The 16484-nt window shown below is 67.8% G+C and carries 15 protein-coding genes and 2 pseudogenes; 10 read left to right on the top strand and 7 right to left on the bottom strand.

The annotated features are described in order from the left end of the window. Positions 1–230 precede the first annotated feature (230 nt). The 5 genes from AVMA1855_RS20705 to AVMA1855_RS20685 all read right to left on the bottom strand — a co-directional run bounded on the left by AVMA1855_RS20705 (position 231) and on the right by AVMA1855_RS20685 (position 5908). Entirely contained in the window at positions 231–1031 is an 801-nt protein-coding gene (locus AVMA1855_RS20705) for an amino acid ABC transporter permease (protein WP_284427154.1), read from the bottom strand. Then, positions 1028–1690, bottom strand: a complete 663-nt coding sequence (locus AVMA1855_RS20700) for an ABC transporter permease subunit (protein ID WP_284414997.1) — start codon at positions 1688–1690, stop codon at positions 1028–1030. Before AVMA1855_RS20700 ends, AVMA1855_RS20705 begins: the two co-directional genes overlap by 4 nt. Positions 1691–1696: 6 nt before the next feature. Beyond that, positions 1697–2599, bottom strand: a complete 903-nt coding sequence (locus AVMA1855_RS20695; RefSeq protein WP_284427153.1) for a glutamate ABC transporter substrate-binding protein — start codon at positions 2597–2599, stop codon at positions 1697–1699. A 160-nt stretch (positions 2600–2759) separates the two neighbouring features. After that, positions 2760–5186, bottom strand: a complete 2427-nt coding sequence (locus AVMA1855_RS20690; RefSeq protein ID WP_284427152.1) for a molybdopterin-dependent oxidoreductase — start codon at positions 5184–5186, stop codon at positions 2760–2762. Next, complete coding sequence (locus tag AVMA1855_RS20685; RefSeq protein ID WP_284427151.1) at positions 5183–5908, bottom strand: ABC transporter substrate-binding protein; 726 nt, start codon at positions 5906–5908, stop codon at positions 5183–5185. Before AVMA1855_RS20685 ends, AVMA1855_RS20690 begins: the two co-directional genes overlap by 4 nt. Here AVMA1855_RS20685 and AVMA1855_RS20680 point away from each other — a divergent pair. The 3 genes and pseudogenes from AVMA1855_RS20680 to AVMA1855_RS20670 all read left to right on the top strand — a co-directional run. Then, positions 5897–6130, top strand: coding sequence for a hypothetical protein (locus AVMA1855_RS20680; protein WP_272547967.1), 234 nt, complete (start codon positions 5897–5899; stop codon positions 6128–6130). The genes AVMA1855_RS20685 and AVMA1855_RS20680 overlap by 12 nt on opposite strands. Then, positions 6130–6282 (top strand): annotated as a pseudogene (locus tag AVMA1855_RS20675) (ATP-binding cassette domain-containing protein); the annotation flags it as partial. The gene AVMA1855_RS20680 and the pseudogene AVMA1855_RS20675, both read left to right, overlap by 1 nt. After that, a pseudogene (locus AVMA1855_RS20670) lies at positions 6277–6447 on the top strand (ABC transporter ATP-binding protein); the annotation flags it as partial. The pseudogenes AVMA1855_RS20675 and AVMA1855_RS20670, both read left to right, overlap by 6 nt. Positions 6448–6757: 310 nt before the next feature. Here the strand turns inward: AVMA1855_RS20670 and AVMA1855_RS20665 are convergent. Both AVMA1855_RS20665 and AVMA1855_RS20660 read right to left on the bottom strand, forming a co-directional pair. Then, the gene (locus AVMA1855_RS20665) at positions 6758–7408 is read right to left on the bottom strand and encodes a hypothetical protein (RefSeq protein ID WP_284427150.1); all 651 of its coding nucleotides are present in this window, start codon (positions 7406–7408) and stop codon (positions 6758–6760) included. 16 nt (positions 7409–7424) lie between these two features. Beyond that, a complete protein-coding gene (locus AVMA1855_RS20660; protein WP_284427149.1) occupies positions 7425–7784 on the bottom strand; it encodes a hypothetical protein in 360 nt (119 codons plus the stop codon). A 297-nt stretch (positions 7785–8081) separates the two neighbouring features. Between AVMA1855_RS20660 and AVMA1855_RS20655 the strand changes: the two genes are divergently transcribed. The 7 genes from AVMA1855_RS20655 (at position 8082) to AVMA1855_RS20625 (ending at position 16484) form a co-directional block, all read left to right on the top strand. Next, positions 8082–10181, top strand: a complete 2100-nt coding sequence (locus AVMA1855_RS20655; RefSeq protein WP_284427148.1) for a 3-hydroxyacyl-CoA dehydrogenase NAD-binding domain-containing protein — start codon at positions 8082–8084, stop codon at positions 10179–10181. 49 nt (positions 10182–10230) lie between these two features. After that, positions 10231–11406 (top strand): acetyl-CoA C-acyltransferase, encoded by a 1176-nt coding sequence (locus tag AVMA1855_RS20650; RefSeq protein ID WP_284427147.1) that lies wholly within the window; start codon positions 10231–10233, stop codon positions 11404–11406. Positions 11407–11423: 17 nt separating this feature from the next. Continuing rightward, a complete protein-coding gene (locus AVMA1855_RS20645; protein WP_284427146.1) occupies positions 11424–11894 on the top strand; it encodes a PaaI family thioesterase in 471 nt (156 codons plus the stop codon). 83 nt (positions 11895–11977) lie between these two features. Next, positions 11978–13816, top strand: a complete 1839-nt coding sequence (locus tag AVMA1855_RS20640; protein ID WP_284427145.1) for an acyl-CoA dehydrogenase — start codon at positions 11978–11980, stop codon at positions 13814–13816. Between the two features lie 133 nt (positions 13817–13949). Next, the gene (locus tag AVMA1855_RS20635; protein WP_272568825.1) at positions 13950–14741 is read left to right on the top strand and encodes an SDR family oxidoreductase; all 792 of its coding nucleotides are present in this window, start codon (positions 13950–13952) and stop codon (positions 14739–14741) included. Between the two features lie 176 nt (positions 14742–14917). Continuing rightward, a complete protein-coding gene (locus AVMA1855_RS20630) occupies positions 14918–15361 on the top strand; it encodes a PaaI family thioesterase (protein WP_284427144.1) in 444 nt (147 codons plus the stop codon). Between the two features lie 106 nt (positions 15362–15467). Then, a complete protein-coding gene (locus AVMA1855_RS20625; RefSeq protein WP_272568828.1) occupies positions 15468–16484 on the top strand; it encodes an NADP-dependent oxidoreductase in 1017 nt (338 codons plus the stop codon).

The following is a 16484-nucleotide window of genomic DNA, read 5'->3' as shown; positions in this document are numbered from 1 at the left end:
GGGCCTGCAAGGCCCCTCATGCACCCAGGCGCAGACCGCTGCTGGGCCTCATCACGCTCAAACGGCTGCTGGCGCCCACTCATTCCTGTTCGGATTCGTCAAACATGGGGTTGTGAGAGGCTCCCAATGATGGGGAGCGAGCCATTGGTTGCCACGGCCAGAGTGAAAACCCCATAAGACCGCTGTCCTTTTCCCCGCAGAGCGTCTCGTCACCAGGCTGCTGACGACCGTCAATGCACCGGCCGCCCCAGCCATTGGCTCGCCCTGGAGATCGCGTAATTCACCAGGCAGTACAGCGCCGCGACCACCAGGTACACCGGTACCAGCGAGTGGTAGTTGGCGATGAGTACCTTGGCGTTCTGCATGAGTTCGCCATAGGTGACGACGTAGCCGAAGGTGGTGTCCTTGACCACGATGACCAGTTGCGCGACCAGGGCCGGGACGATGTAGCGCAGCGCCTGGGGAAAGACGACGACGGAAAAGACCTGGACCTCGGTCAGCCCCAGGCTTCGCGCGGCATCGGTCTGGCCGCGGGGAACGGCGAGCACGCCCGCGCGATACACCTCGGCCACGACGGCGGCGGTGCTCAGGCCGACGGGCAGGGTCAGCATCCAGTAGGTGCTGAGTTTGATCCCGGCCGACGGCAGTACCAGAAAGCACACGTAGATGAGCAGCAGCGTCGGCGTGCCACGCAGGAACTCGATGGCCGCGGTGCTGGGCCAGCGCACGAGCCGCGACCGCGCCCGGCGGCCCACCATCAGCACGAGGCCGAGGGTCAGCGCGATGACCGCGGCCATGGCCGCCGAGGCCAGCGTGCCGAGCAGGCCCTTGGCCAGGAAGGCCCAGGTCGTGGGCCAGGCGAAGAACTTCCAGAACCGGGCGTCGAGCTGCCCCGCCGAGTGGAACCGGAACGCGACCGCCGCCGCCAGCAGGACCAGCAGGGCCGCCGCAGCCCCGCTCGCGACACGCGCGACGGTTTGGGCCCGGGGGCTGGGCGCCCCGAACAGGATGTCTTCGAGGGGGCGGCTCATCGCAGGATTCGCACCTTCTTTTCCAGGGCGGCGCCGGCCCAGGCGATCAGCAGCCCGGACGCCACGTACATCGCGGCGGCCACTGCGAACGCGGCCATGCCGGCCGCGGAGTCGTTGGCGATCTTGGAAACGAGCGTGGTGAGTTCCCGGCCCGGAAACGGCACCTGCGATGCCAACGAGGTGGACAGCATCAACGCAATGAGCAGCGAGGTCATCGGTTGCACCACCGCGCGCAGCGCCTGCGGCAGCAGCACCGCCGAGACGATGCGCATCGGGCGCATGCCCAGGCTGAGGGCGGCCTCGATCTGGCCGCCGGCCACGGTGTTGATGCCCGAGCGCAGGTAGTCCGCCGTGAACGCGGAGCAGACCAGTATCAACGTCAGGATGACGGCGGGCTCATAGTCGAACAGCACGTTCAGGTCAGGCAGCGCGAACACGATGAAGATCAGCAGCGCGACGCTGGGAATGTTGCGGAAGATCTCGACGTAGACGGTCAGGACGAAGCGCAGCGGCGGCAGCGGCAAGAGCCGAAGCACCGTCACGGCCATGCCCAGCAGGAAGCCGGGCACGAACGACAGGACCGTGAGCTTCCACGTCAGCAAAAGGGCCTGCCCGAAGGCAGGCCCGTGGTCGGCCAGGAGCCTGGAGACCTCGCCCATCGGGGGTCAGGGCAGGGCGGGCGGCGTCGGCACGGTGGTGCTGCCCGTGCGCTGTCCGATGGAAATGGTCCAGAGCTTGGCCCAGGTGCCGTCGGCTTCGATCTTCTTGAGGAAGGCATTGACGAAGGCCGCGCCGTCCGAGCCCTTGGGCAGTCCGATGCCGTAAGGGTCTTGCGCACCGAAGGGGGCGCCGGCCAGTTTGGCATCGCCGGTTCCCAGGCTCAGGGCGTTGAGCAGCAGCGTGTGGTCGGTCACGTAGGCATCCACGCGTCCCTGGCGCAGGGCATCCAGGGCCTCCTGGTGGGTCTGGAACTCTTGCACGGCCGCCTTGGGCGCGTACTGCGCCAGGATCGCGGGGCCCGTGGAGCCCGCCTGCGTGGCGACCTTCTTGCCGGCCAAGTCGTCGTGTGACTGGATGGTCTTGTTGTTCGCCTTGACCAGCACGCCGGCCTGCGAGGTGTAGTAGGGCCCGGCGAACGAGATCTTCTCGGCGCGGGCGGGCGTGATGGAATAGGTGGCGAACACCATGTCCACCTGACCGTTGATGAGCACCTGCTCGCGCGTGGCCGAGGTCACCTGCGTGAACTGGACCTTGGCCCCGTCGCCCAGGATGTAGCGCGTGATGAGCTGGGCCAGGCCGGCGTCGAAGCCGCGCATCCTGCCGTCCTTCTCGTTGAGCAGCGAGAACAGGTTCGAGGTTTGCGTGCCGCCCAGGCGCAGGGTGCCGGCCTGCTTGATCTTGCTGGCCCAGGTGCTGGATGCGATGGTGGCCGCGTCAGCGACGGGGCCCTGCGCGACCAGCGCGTCGAACGCCGCGGTGTTGATGGGCGTGCCCTGTGCGAAAAGCGACCCGCTGGAGGCGATCGCCAGGGCCGCCACGGTGGATTTCAGAAGGGTTTTGATCGACATGCGTTCCTCTTGAATGGTGTGTTGCGTGAATCCGTGTATAGCACCGATCGCCGGACTGCGGCGCCACGGGCGCGTGCCAGCGGCGAGCATAGCCCGACTCGCCCTCGACACGCTCCGTCGGCATGTGTGCTATTTAATTGATAGCAATATGCCCTAGTAACTATTGTGCTGGAGGCCAATTGGGGTACAAGTCCTGATCGGGCTGGGGCTGGCTTGCCGCCGGATGGGCGAGCGCCTCGTCAACTTCCAACCGCTGTGGCGGCTCGAACGCCGTCACCTCCGGCAACGGCCCCTGCCACAGCGCCACCTCCACCCGCGCGCTCTGCGCCGCGCAGCCCTGCGACAGGCGGGAACTGCCGACATCCGGCGTGACCAGGTTGGGGTTGCCATGCTTGTCCAGGCTGCCGGCCACTTGCGGGTCCAGCGGGTCGTACCAGGCGCCCGTGGCGATCTGCGCCACGCCGGGACGCAGGCCGTCGCTCAGCACTGCCCCGGCCAGGAAGGCGCCGTGGGCGTTGAACACGCGCACCACGTCGCCCCCGGCGATGCCGCGGCGCAGTGCGTCGGCGCGGTTCAACGTGATCGGCTCGCGGCCCTGCACCTTGGTGGCGCGGCTCACGCGGCCGTGGTCGTACTGGCTGTGCAGCCGCGCCGCGGGCTGGTGCGACAGCAGGTGGATGGGCCAGGCCGATGCCTCTGGCGCGAACCACGTGGCCTGGCCCGGGCAGTCGCCGTAGCCGAAGCGGTCGATGGTCTGCGAGAACAGCTCGATGCGCCCCGAGGGCGTGGGCAGCGGATGCGCGGCCGGGTCTTGCCGAAAGCGTTCCAGCAGCACCACGGGCGCGGCAGGCCGGGGCAGTTCGAGGTGGCCGGCGCTCCAGAACGTGTCGAACGATGGCAGTGCGATGCCCGCCGCCTCCGCGCGTGGCCGGGCGGCTTCGTACAGGTGGCGCAGCCATTGCGCCGTGTCGCGCCCTTCGGTGTAGGCGGCCTCGAAGCCCAGCCGCGCGGCCAGCGCGCGGAAGATGGCGTAGTCGTCGCGGGCCTCGCCCACGGGCGCGATGGCCGCGCGCATGGCGATCATGCGCGGCTCGCTGCCGGCGCTGCCGATGTCGTCGCGCTCCAGCGAGGTGGTGGCGGGCAGCACGATGTCGGAGTATTTGGCCTGCGCCGTCCACACCTGTTCGTGCGTCACGATGGTCTCGGGCCGTTGCCAGGCCTCGATGGTGCGGTTCAGGTCCTGGTGGTGGTGGAACACGTTGCCGCCGGCCCAGTACAGCAGGCGGGCATGGGGGTAGCGACGGCGTTCGCCGTTGTAGTCGAAGGGCTCGCCGGGCTGCAGCAGCATGTCGGCGATGCGCGCCACGGGGATGAAGGCGCCCACGGGGTTGTGCCCCTGCGGCAGGCGCGCGCCCGAGAAGCTGCCGTGCCCGCTGCCGATGTAGTTCATGCAGCCGTACCCCAGGCCGAAGCCGCCGCCGGGCAGCCCGATCTGGCCCAGCAGCGCGGCCAGCGTGACGGCCATCCAGAACGGCTGCTCGCCGTGCCGAGCGCGCTGCAGCGAGTAGGTGCAGTTGACGAGGGTGCGCTGGCGGGCCATGCGCCGCGCCAGCGCCACGATGCGCTCGGCGGGAATGCCGGTCTGCGCGGCGGCCCACTCGGGCGTCTTGGCGGTGCCGTCGGCACCGTGGCCCAGCAGGGCGTCGCGCACGCGGTCGAAGCCCACGGTGTAGCGGGCGCAGAAGGCGGCGTCGTGCAGGCCTTCGGTGACCAGCACGTGGGCCAGGCCCATCATCAGCGCGGTGTCGGTGCCGGGGCGGATCGGCAGCCACTCGGCGGTGGGCACGGCCGCCAGGTCGTCGCGCGCCGGGCTGATGCTGACGAAGGCCGTGCGCCCGCTCGCGGCCATGCGGGCCAGGGCCGGCGCCGCGCCGTGGTCGCTTGCGCCGCCGGGGCTCACCTGCGTGTTGCGCACGGGCAGGCCGCCGAAGGCCACGAACAGCTCGCAGTGCTGCGCCAGCACGTCCCACGCGGTGTGGTGCTGCAGCAGCGCGTCCATGCCATCGACGATGTGCGGCAGCAGCACGCGGCCGGCGCCCAGGCTGTAGCTGTCCTTGCTGGCGATGTAGCCGCCGAAGCCGTTCAGAAAACGGTGCAGCTGGCTCTGCGCGTGGTGAAAGCGCCCCGCGCTCGACCAGCCGTAGCTGCCGCCGAAGACTGCCTCGTTGCCGTGGGCCGCGCGCACACGGCGCAGTTCGCCGGCCACCAGGTCCAGCGCCTCGTCCCAGGGTAGCTCGACGAAGGGCTCGCGCCCGCGCAGGTGGCCGCTCGCGTGGCGCGTGGCCGGGTTCAAAAAGCTGCGGCGCACGGCGGGCCGGCGCACGCGGGTGGGCGAGTCGATGGCGCCGGGCAGGGACTGGCCGATGGGCGAGGGCGCGGCGTCCCATGGCGCAGGCGCCATGCCGGTGAGCCGGCCGCCTTCGACGATGGGCCGGTACACGCCCCAGTGCGTGGCGGTGAAGGCGGTGTGGGCCGTCGGCGCCGGATTCGCAGAGTGGGGCGGATGGGTGAGCGGGGCGGTGCTCACAGCCGGGCCAGGTAGTCCTTGACCTGCACCTTCTGCGGCAGGATCTTGCGCTGCGACAGCCAGTCGGCGGCGTTCTGGAATTTCTGGATGAAGGCCGCGTCGTTCACGCCGTGCAGCTCCCAGCGGCGCTGCAGTTCGAGCAGCGAGGCGCGCACAGCGTCGCTGTAGTTGGCGTCCTGCTGGTAGAGCGCCTCGGCCTCGGCCGCGTTCTGCGTGGCCCATTGGGCTTCGGTGGCGTAGGCCGCGTTGACGGCGTGCATGATGGCGGTGTTCTCTTCGGCGAATTTCCGGTGGGTGACGTAGGAGTTGAAGTCGATCAGGAAGTCGAGGTCGCGCCCCTCGAAGAACACGTCGTGCGCCTTGTACTCGGTGCGGGCGATGTCCACGCCCGGGCTCCACATCGACCAGGCGTCGATCTTGCCCTGCGCGAAGGCGGGGCCGGCGTCGGGCGGGTTCAGGTACACGAACTTGACCTTGCTGCGGTCGATGCCGTGCTTTTCCAGGGCGGCCACGAGCAGGAATTCGCCCAGGCCCGAGCGGTTGACCGCCACCGATTTGCCCACCAGGTCCTGCACCTTGTCGATGCCCGAGCCGTCCTTGGCGATGATGGCCGTGCTGCGCGGCTCCACGATGGCGAACTGCGTGAACACCAGCGGCGAACCCGCGATCATGGCGGCCAGCGCGGGCGTGGTGCTGCCGCCATTACCAAGATGACCTACCACCTGCAACTCAATGCGGCGCTCGGGCCGGAGATGAACTCTCTCGGCGCCGTGCTCGATGCGCGCAGCACCTCGACCTGGATCGCCACAGGCCTCGTGTTCGCCGTGGAAATCGGGCTCTTCGAGGTCTGCCGACGGAACTTCGCGAAGCGGTGGAGCGCTACGCAGGAAGCGATCGAGCGCGTCATGCAACTGGGCGTGGCCGGTAAAGGGAGGAGCGCATGATGGCGGTCGCAGAAGGAATTCCGACGCTGGAGTTGCGCGATCCGCGCAAGCGCTTCGGTAAGACCGAAATCATCTGCGGCGCCAACTTGGCCGTGAAGGCAGGCGAGCGCGTGGCCATCATTGGCCCCAACGGCGCAGGCAAATCCACCATCCGCGCGAGCGGCGAGTCGGTGCTGCTCATCGAGCAGAAGCTCACCATCGCCATGCGCATCTTCGACCGGGCCCTGGCCATGGGCCACGGCAGCATCGTGTTCGACGTCACGCCCGAAGGCCTGCGCGAAAACACGGCGGTGCGCAAGGAGTGGCTAGAGGTATAGCAGCCTTGCAACGCCGCAGATCGACGGCCGGGCCGTTTCCGGGGCTTTGCCATCGCAGCACGAATCCGTGGTCATTTACGCAGTGACTTTCAAAGTTTTCAGCGACGCGGAGGCGTTTCCGCGGCTGTTTGTGGAGGTTTGCCGCCGGACCACACTGCGACTCACAGTCAAGATGCGATGCTCGCCGTTACCCTGCAGATGAGCCGGCGATGCCTCCCTCAAATGCTCGCGGGCCATCAATAATCGACGGGGGCGTACTTGTGCTTACCAACAGTGAAAGGCCATGCACTGACAATGTGTCTATTGGAATTCAACGGTTTCTTCGACGGCTTTCTTCTCCAAGCGCCCTATATTGTTGGGTGTAATTTTGTAGCTCAAAACGTGAATTGGTGAGTAGTTCCCGGTTGATTTCTATTTGATCCGGATTGCCGTCTTCTACGGCTTGTGCAAGATCTTCGGTCACAGTTTGAATCAATAGCTGCGCGTCTTCTATGGACTGTCGAAGCTGCTGGGCGACCTCGCGACTAGGGACGACATTGACATTGTTCGATGAAGAAGCGCCAGTTGTTCGGACCCGCTTGCCTCCGCCCGGGAGAGAGTGGGGCGTGAGCGGAATTTCTATCCCTCCAACAGCCGGCATGAAGCCGCGCGCCTGCAGTTTATCGAGTGCAACCCGGTGAGGGTCATTGGACGGACCTGCTTGTTCGGCGATGCCATGGCGCTGTGCGTCGAAAGCCTGGGTGAGCCGTGCTTTCTGGGCTAAAGGGCTCTCGGCTCGCGCTTGCATCGGCATTGGTGCTACGCGCTTGGGTGCTGGCATTCCTTGGAGTTCGGGATGAGCCAGTTTTGCTGATGGTCCCGACGAACCGGCGGCGGCTTGTTTTGTATGGCGTTGCGTCTCCTCAAGCGTCTGGGAACGCGTGGAGTTACTACTGGACGATTTAATGGAACTGCTAAGCATGGAGAATATTTGTTAGTTAGAAGGTCGCAAGCATGGGCCCGGTACAGAAATTGAGGAGCGATGCTGCGAAAAGCTGTTTCCCATTCCTAAAGAATCTCATGGCTACACGCGGTGCCGCTTCGATGCGAAAGCTGTCAGTGACGGAATGTTTGTCGCAAGGCTTCCTGCAGCAATAAATCGATGAACCGCCCGCCGATTCAAGATCGACCGCAGCTTCGTGTGCCAACCCACTACTGGTGCGTAAGGCGCGCGGATTGCCGAGACGGTCGTGAGGCTGGGGCACCAACTGGGCCTGCAAGTGATGGCCGAAGGCATCGAGGACGCCGCCAGCTATGCGCTGCTGCGCATTGGCTGCGGCGAAGGCCAGGGCTACCATATCGCCGCGCCCATGGGCCTGCCACAACTGTGCGGGATTGGCTGCAGGCGCGCTGGCCCTGAGCCTGCGCCCGCGGGGCCGGGGTTGCGCCACCCGCGCCCGCGCTGGGGCCCCAACCATCGAAACCTTTCGAAACAATGTGACAGGGTGTCTGCCGTGGCCGTGATTCACCTGCGGGGCTGCCGCGTTTTCTGTCCCAGCCGGGACAACATTGGCTGGCATCCGCGCCCGGACTCTCTAGAATCAAAAGCACGATCGTTCTTTTCTAGTTTTCTAGATCAAACCAAGGGACAAGCAATGACCGCTGAGTACCAAGTCCACGGCGATGTGGCCGTGATCACGCTCGACAACCCCCCCGTCAATGGCCTGGGCCATGCAACCCGCCAGGACGTGGCCGACGGGCTGGCGCGCGCCAATGCCGACGCGGCCGTCCGCGCCATCGTCATCACGGGCGCCGGTGGGGCGTTCTCCGGCGGGGCCGACATCAAGGAGTTCGGCACCGACAAGGCGCTGCAGGAGCCCAACCTGCAATCGGTGATCCTGGCGGTGGAGAACTCGGCCAAGCCCGTGGTGGCGGCCATCCACACGGTGTGCATGGGCGGCGGGCTGGAGCTGGCCCTGGGCTGCCATTACCGCATCGCCGCGCCGGGCTGCAGCGTGGCGCTGCCCGAGGTCAAGCTGGGCCTGCTGCCCGGCGCCGGCGGCACGCAGCGCCTGCCGCGCGTGCTGGGCGTGGAGGCCGCGCTCAACATGATCGTGACCGGCGAGACGGTCCAAAGCGAACTGATCGGCTCCATCCCCGGCCAGAAGCTGTTCGACAAGCTGGTGGCCGCGCCCGAAGCGCTGGCCGCCGAGGCAATGGCCTTTGCCCAGAGCATTGCCGACGTGCGTCCGCTGCCGCTGGTGCGCAACCTGCCGTGCAAGCACCCCGAGGGCGATGCGTACTTCCAGTTCGCGCGCAACATGGTCAAGGGCATGGCCAAGAACTTCCCCGCGCCTGAAAAATGCGTGGACGCCGTCGAGGCCGCTACCAAGCGCAAGTTCGCCGATGGCATCGCCTGCGAGCGCGAGCTGTTCATCAACCTGATGTGGACGCCCGAGTCCCGCGCGCTGCGCCACCTGTTCATGGCCGAGCGTGCCGCGAGCAAGATCGCCGACGTGCCCTCCAGCACCCCGAAGCGCGACATCCAGAAGGTCGGCGTGATCGGCGCCGGCACCATGGGCGGCGGCATCGCCATGAACTTCCTGAACGCCGGAATTCCCGTGACGATTCTGGAGACCAAGCAGGAGGCGCTGGACCGCGGCATCGCCACGATCCGTAAGAACTACGAGTCGCAGGTCAAGAAGGGCAAGCTCAAGGAAGACAAGTACCAGCAGCGCATGGGGCTGCTCGCCACCACGCTGGACTACGCCGACCTCAAGGACGCCGACCTCATCATCGAAGCGGTTTTCGAAGAGCTGGGCGTGAAGGAGGCCGTGTTCAAGCAGCTCGATGCCGTGGCCAAGCCCGGTGCGATCCTGGCGTCCAACACCTCCACGCTGGACGTGGACAAGATCGCCGGCTTCACGAAGCGCCCGCAGGACGTGGTGGGCATGCATTTCTTCAGCCCCGCCAACGTGATGAAGCTGCTGGAAGTGGTGCGCGGCCAGGCCACCGCCAAGGACGTGCTGGCCACGGTGATGGCCCTGGCCAAGAAGATCAAGAAGACCGCCGTGGTCTCGGGCGTGTGCGACGGCTTCATCGGCAACCGCATGATCGAGCAGTACAGCCGCCAGGCGGGCTTTTTGATCGAGGAGGGCGCCACGCCGCAGCAGGTGGACAAGGCGGTGGAGAAATTCGGCTTTGCCATGGGTCCGTTCCGCATGGGCGACCTAGCCGGCAACGACATCGGCTGGGCGATCCGCAAGCGCCGCTACCAGGAAAAGCCGGACATGAAGTACAGCAAGACCGCTGACCTGCTGTGCGAGATGGGCCGCTACGGCCAGAAGACCGGCGCGGGCTGGTACGACTACCAGGCCGGCAAGCGCGATGCGATCCCGAGCGAGGTGGTCAACCGCATGATCGAAGACCACCGCAAGGCCCTGGGCATCACGCCGCGCAAGATCTCGGACGAAGAGATCGTGCAGCGCCTGGTGTTCTCGCTGGTGAACGAAGGTGCGCACATCCTGGAGGACGGCATCGCCGGCAAGTCGGGCGACATCGACATGGTGTACCTCACCGGCTACGGCTTTCCGATCCACCGCGGCGGCCCCATGCACTACGCCAACGAGGTCGGCCTGTTCAACGTGGTGCAGGCCATGAAGCGCTTCGCGCAGAACCCGCTGGACGATGCGAAGTTCTGGGAGCCCGCGCCGCTGCTGGCCCGGCTCGCCGCGGAAGGCAAGGCCTTCTCCTGACCCGACCGACCGCTCCGCACGTGTCCCCCCGAATCCCAAGGAATTGCACATGACCTCCGCAGTGATCGTTTCCACCGCCCGCACGCCGCTCGCCAAGAGCTGGAAGGGCTCGTTCAACATGACCCACGGCGCCACGCTGGGCGGCCATGCCGTGCAGCACGCCATCGCGCGCGCCGGCATCGACGGCGCGGAAGTGGAAGACGTCATCATGGGTTGCGCCAACCCCGAGGGCGCCACGGGCGCCAACATCGCGCGCCAGATCGCGCTGCGCGCCGGCCTGCCGGTCAGCGTGTCGGGCGTGACGGTGAACCGCTTTTGCTCGTCGGGCCTGCAGACCATTGCCCTGGCCGCGCAGCGCATCATTGCCGGCGAGGCCGACGTGTACGTGGCCGGCGGCGTGGAGAGCATCTCCTGCGTGCAGCAGGAGATGAACCTGCACATGCTGCGCGACCTGGCGCTGGCCAAGGCCAAGCCCGAGATCTACTGGAGCATGCTGGAGACCGCCGAGCAGGTCGCCAAGCGCTACGGCATCGGCCGCGACGCCATGGACGAGTACGGCGCCGCCAGCCAGCAGCGGGCCTGCGCCGCGCAGGCGGCTGGCAAGTTCGACGACGAGATCGCCCCCATCACCGTGACGGCCGGCGTGGCCGACAAGGTGCGCGGCCTCATCACCCAGCAGGTGACGGTCTCCAGGGACGAAGGCACGCGCGAAGGCACCACCAAGGAAGGCATCAGCGGCATCCGCCCGGCCATGCCCGGCGGCGTGATCTCGGCCGGCAATGCCAGCCAGTTCTCGGACGGTGCCGGCGCCTGCGTGCTGGTGAGCGAGGACTACGCCAGCCGCAAGGGCCTCCAGCCCCTGGGCCGCTTCCTGGGCTTCGCGGTGGCGGGCTGCGAGCCCGACGAGATGGGCATCGGCCCCGTGTTCGCCGTGCCCAAGGTGCTCAAGAAGCTGGGCCTCAAGGTGAACGACATCGACCTGTGGGAGCTGAACGAGGCCTTCGCCGTGCAGGTGCTGTACTGCCGCGACAAGCTGGGCATTCCCGCCGACCGCCTGAACGTGAACGGCGGCGCCATCGCCCTGGGCCACCCCTACGGCGTGAGCGGCCAGCGCCTCACGGGCCATGCGCTCATCGAAGGCAAGCGCCGCGGCGCCAAGCGCGTGGCGGTGACCATGTGCATCGGCGGCGGCATGGGCGCGGCCGGCATCTTCGAAGTGCTGTAACCGCAAGGGGCACGCCCATGGCCGCGCCACCCGTCACCGTGCCGCCCGAGGCCTTCCTGGCCATGGGCCGCGAGGTGCTGGCGGCGCAGCCCTTCAGCGTGCTGCTGGGTGCCGAACTGCATGCGTTCGCCCCGGGCGGGTGCGAGCTGCACCTGCCCATCACCGAGCAGATCCGCCAGCAGCACGGCTTCGTGCACGGCGGTGCGGTGAGCTACCTGGCCGACAACGCGCTCACCTACGCGGGTGGCTCGGCGCTGCGGGTGCCGGTGGTCACCTCGGAGTTCAAGATCAACTACGTGCGGCCCGCCGTGGGCGAGCGCCTGGTGGCGCTCGCCCAGGCCGTGCATGCCGGGGCGTCGCAGGCGGTCTGCCGCTGCGACGTGTTCGCGGTGCAGGGCGGGGTGGAAAAGCTCTGCGCCATCGCCCAGGGCACCATCGTGGCCCTGCCGCCGCATGCCGCGCCTTCGCCGCCGGCCCCGGCCGGCTGAACGCCGGTGGTTGCTGTTTGCTATTGTTTTGTAGCTGTATGCCGCCGCATTCATTGCGGTGAAGCCTTATTCGATGCCCCATCATGAGCCTGCGCACCACGGTTGATTTCTTGCTCTACGACTGGCTGGACGCTCCCGCGCTGCAGGCGCGCGAGCGCTTTGCCGACCATTCGCGCGAAACCTTCGATGCGGTACTGGACACCTGCGAGCGCATCGCCCGCGAAAGGTACGCCCCGTTCAACCGCCTGGTGGACACCGAGGAGCCGCGTTTCGACGGCGAGAAGGTGATCCTGCCGCAGGCCACGCACGAGGCGCGCCGCGCCTATGCCGAGTCGGGCCTGCTGGGCGCCGCGCAGGATTACGAGCTGGGCGGCATGCAGCTGCCCTACACGGTGGAGGCGGCGGCCAACAGCTTCTTCGCCGCGGCGTCGGTCAGCATCGGCTCCAACCTGCTCACCTCGGGCAACGCCAACCTGCTGATGGCGCACGGCACGCCGGCGCAGCAGCAGGTGTTCGCGCACAACGAATTCAACGGCCGCTGGGCCGGCACCATGTGCCTGTCGGAGCCGCAGGCGGGCTCGTCCCTCTCGGACGTGGCCACGCGCGCCGTGCCGGACGCGGACAGCGATGCCTGGCGGCAGGACGCGCTGGGCCCGCGCTACCGCCTCACCGGCAACAAGATGTGGATCTCCTCCGGCGACCACGAGCTGACCGAAAACATCGTGCATCTGGTGCTGGCCAAGATCCCCGGGCCGGACGGCAAGCTGGTGCCGGGCACGCGCGGCATCTCGCTGTTCATCGTGCCCAAGCGGCTCGTCGATGCGCAGGGCCAGCTCACGGGCGTGCGCAACGACGTGGCGCTGGCGGGGCTCAACCACAAGCTGGGCTGGCGCGGCACGACGAACACGCTGCTCAACTTCGGCGAGGGGCGCTACCCCGTCGAGGGGCGCGCGGGCGCCATCGGCTACCTCGTGGGGCAGCCGGGCGAGGGCCTGAAGTGCATGTTCCACATGATGAACGAGGCGCGCATCGCCATCGGCATGGCCGCGACCATGCTGGGCCTGGCCGGCTACCACGCCAGCCTGGACTACGCGAAGAACCGGCCGCAGGGCCGGCTGCTGGGCAAGGCCGGCAAGGACGCGAGCGCCCCCCAGGTGCGCCTGATCGAGCATGCCGACATCAAGCGCATGCTGCTGGCGCAAAAGAGCTACGGCGAGGGCGCGCTGGCGCTCAACCTGTACTGCGCTCGCCTGGTGGACGAACAGCACACCGGCACCTCGCCCGACGCCGACGAGGCGCGGCTGCTGCTGGAGGTGCTGACACCGATTGCCAAGAGCTGGCCCAGCGAGTGGTGCCTGGAGGCCAATTCGCTCGCCATCCAGATCCACGGCGGCTACGGCTACACGCGCGACTTTCCCGTGGAGCAGTACTGGCGCGACAACCGCCTGAACATGATCCACGAGGGCACGCACGGCATCCAGGCGCTGGACCTGCTGGGCCGCAAGGTGCTGATGGAAAACGGCCGGGGCCTTCAGTTGCTGGCCGCGCGCATCAACGCCACTGTGGAGCAGGCCATCCAGCAGCCCGCGCTGGCGGCGCATGCCAACGCGCTGGCCCAGGCGCTGCAGCAGGTGGGCGCGGCCACCAAGGCCGCCTGGGCGACGGGCGAGCCCACCGAGGCGCTCGCCAACGCCGTGCCCTACATGCAGGCCTTCGGCCACACGGTGCTGGCCTGGGTGTGGCTGGACGTGGCACTGGCCACGCTGCGCGCCGATGCCGCGCAGGCCGCGCCCGCGAGCGTGGGCCGCCTGGGCGCGGCGCGCTACTTCTTTCATTACGAGCTGCCCAAGATCGGCGCCTGGCTGAACGTGGTGCGCACGCGCGACGGCACCTGCGCCAGCCTGCCGGAAGACGCGTTCTGACCGCGCCCGGCCATCGCTCCCGGGACACCGCCGGGGCCCGGTCCGCAGCACAATGCACCGGCGCCGCGCGGATCGGGCAACGTTCAAACAGGCCGCGCCGGCCCCCCATCACCACCAACGAGGAGACCCCGACATGACCCGCACCATCCAACAACTGTTCGACCTCTCCGGCAAGACCGCGCTGGTCACCGGCGGCTCGCGCGGGCTGGGGCTGCAGCTGGCGCAGGCGCTGGGCGAGGCCGGCGCGCGCATCGTGCTCAGCTCGCGCAAGGCGTCCGATCTGGAGGAGGCCACGGCCACCTTGCAGCAGGCCGGCATCGACACGCGCTGGATCGCCGCCGACTGCGCGCAGGAGACCGACATCCGCCGCCTGGCCGACGAGACGCTGCAGCGCGTGGGCGATGTGGACATCCTCGTCAACAACGCCGGCGCCGCCTGGGGCGCCCCGGCCGAGGACCACCCGGTGGAGGCCTGGGACAAGGTGATGAACCTGAACGTGCGCGGCTACTTCATCCTGAGCCAGCAGATCGCCAAGCGCAGCATGATCGGGCGGCGCAGCGGCAGCATCATCAACGTGGCCTCCATCGCCGGCCTGGGCGGCAACCCCAGCGGCATGAACACCATCGCTTACAACACCTCCAAGGGCGCCGTGATCAACTTCACCCGTGCGCTGGCCGCCGAGTGGGGCAAGTACAACCTTCGCGTGAACGCCATCTGCCCCGGCTTCTTCCCGAGCCGGATGACGGTGGGCACCCTGAAGGCCATGGGCGAGGAAAAGCTCGCCAACCATGCACCGCTCGGACGGCTGGGCGACGACGAAGACCTGAAGGGCCTGTGCGTGCTGTATGCCAGCGATGCCGGCAAGCACATCACCGGCCAGTGGCTGGCCGTGGACGGCGGTGTGAGCATCGTCACCGGAGGCTGAATGTGGCCCCCACGGTCGCGCACTGCGTGTCGCTCCCTGCCCCCCGAAGGGGCCGCGTTTCGCCTTGGGGCGGCCCGGCGGCGAAACCTCCGCTGCCCCTCGGCGGCGCTGGTGAGGCGGGCGGTGTGTTTTCGTGGCTATGCTTTTCGTCTTTCCATTGATTCCTGGAGTGCCCTGTGCTGAGTTTTGGTGTCGAAATTCCTTTTGTCGATGAGCTGGGCTTCACGCTGCACCACATGAAGGGTGGCGCGTCCGAGCTGCACTATGAAGCGCGGCCGGAGCACATGAACTCGTTCGACGTCACGCACGGCGGCGCCTCCATGACGCTGCTGGACGTGGCCATGGCCACGGCGGCGCGCAGCGACACGCCCGACTTCGGGGTCGTCACCATCGAGATGAAGACCAGCTTCATGCAGCCCGCGCGCGGCCCGCTGGTGGCGCGGGGGCGGCTCATCCACCGCACCGTGTCCATGGCCTTCACCGAAGGCACGGTCACCGATGCGGAAGGCCGCGTGTGCTGCCATGCCACCGGCACCTTCAAGTACGTGCGGCGCAAGCCCGCTACGCCCGGCGCACCCGACGGCGCGGGCGCCACGGAGGGCGCACTGCCCACCGATTGACCCACCCGCCGCCAACCCGCCAGGGTTCGGAGCCCTATCGCCTGCCAGCGCAATGAAAACGCCGGCATGCTGCTATCAAAAAAATAGTCAACCCAAGGAGTCCAACATGCCAAGCAACGAACAGATCCTGCTCGACAACCGCCCGCAGGGCGAAGCCGCCACCAGCAACTTCAAGCGGGTGACCACCGACACGCCGGCCCTGAAGGACGGCGAGGTGCTGGTGCGCCACCACTACCTCAGCCTGGACCCGTACATGCGCGGCCGCATGAACGACAGCAAGAGCTACGCGGCCAGCCAGCCGCTGGGCGAGGTGATGATCGGCGGCACGGTGGGCGAGGTGGCGGAAAGCCGCCACCCGAAGTTCGCCGTGGGCGACAAGGTCGTCGGCATGGGCGGCTGGCAGCAGTACAGCGTGGTCGACGGCAACGCCCCCGGCATGCTGCGCAAGGTCGATACCACCCACGTGCCGCTGTCGCACTACCTGGGCGCCGTGGGCATGCCGGGCGTGACCGCCTGGTACGGCCTGGTGAAGATCATCGCGCCCAAGGCCGGTGAAACGGTGGTGGTGAGCGCGGCCACCGGCGCGGTGGGCAGTGCCTTCGCCGCGCTGGCCAAGGCCCGCGGCTGCCGCGTGGTCGGCATTGCCGGCGGCCCCGAAAAGTGCAAGTACGCGACCGAGGAACTGGGCTTCGACGCCTGCATCGACCACCGCGAGCACGGCGACCTCAAGGCCATGTCCAAGGCCCTGAAGGAAGCCTGCCCGAATGGCATCGACGGCCACTTCGAGAACGTGGGCGGCTACATCCTCGACGCCGTGCTGCTGCGCGCCAACGCCTTCGCCCGCGTGGCCGTGTGCGGCATGATCGCCGGCTACGACGGCCAGCCGCTGCCGCTGCAGAACCCCGCGCTGATCCTGGTGAACCGCATGAAGATCGAAGGCTTCATCGTGAGCGAGCACATGGAGATCTGGCCCGAGGCGCTCAAGGAACTGGGCACGCTGGTCGGCTCCGGCAAACTGCGCCCGCGCGAGACCATCGCCGAGGGCCTGGCCGCGGCGCCCGAGGCCTTCCTGGGCCTGCTCAAGGGCAAGAACTTCGGCAAGCAGCTCGTCAAGCTCGTCTGA

Source organism: Acidovorax sp. SUPP1855 (assembly GCF_030158955.1).
Classification (GTDB): Bacteria; Pseudomonadota; Gammaproteobacteria; order Burkholderiales; family Burkholderiaceae_C; genus Paracidovorax.
Note: the sequence above shows the minus strand (reverse complement) of the source record. Positions and strands in the feature narration are given on the sequence as shown.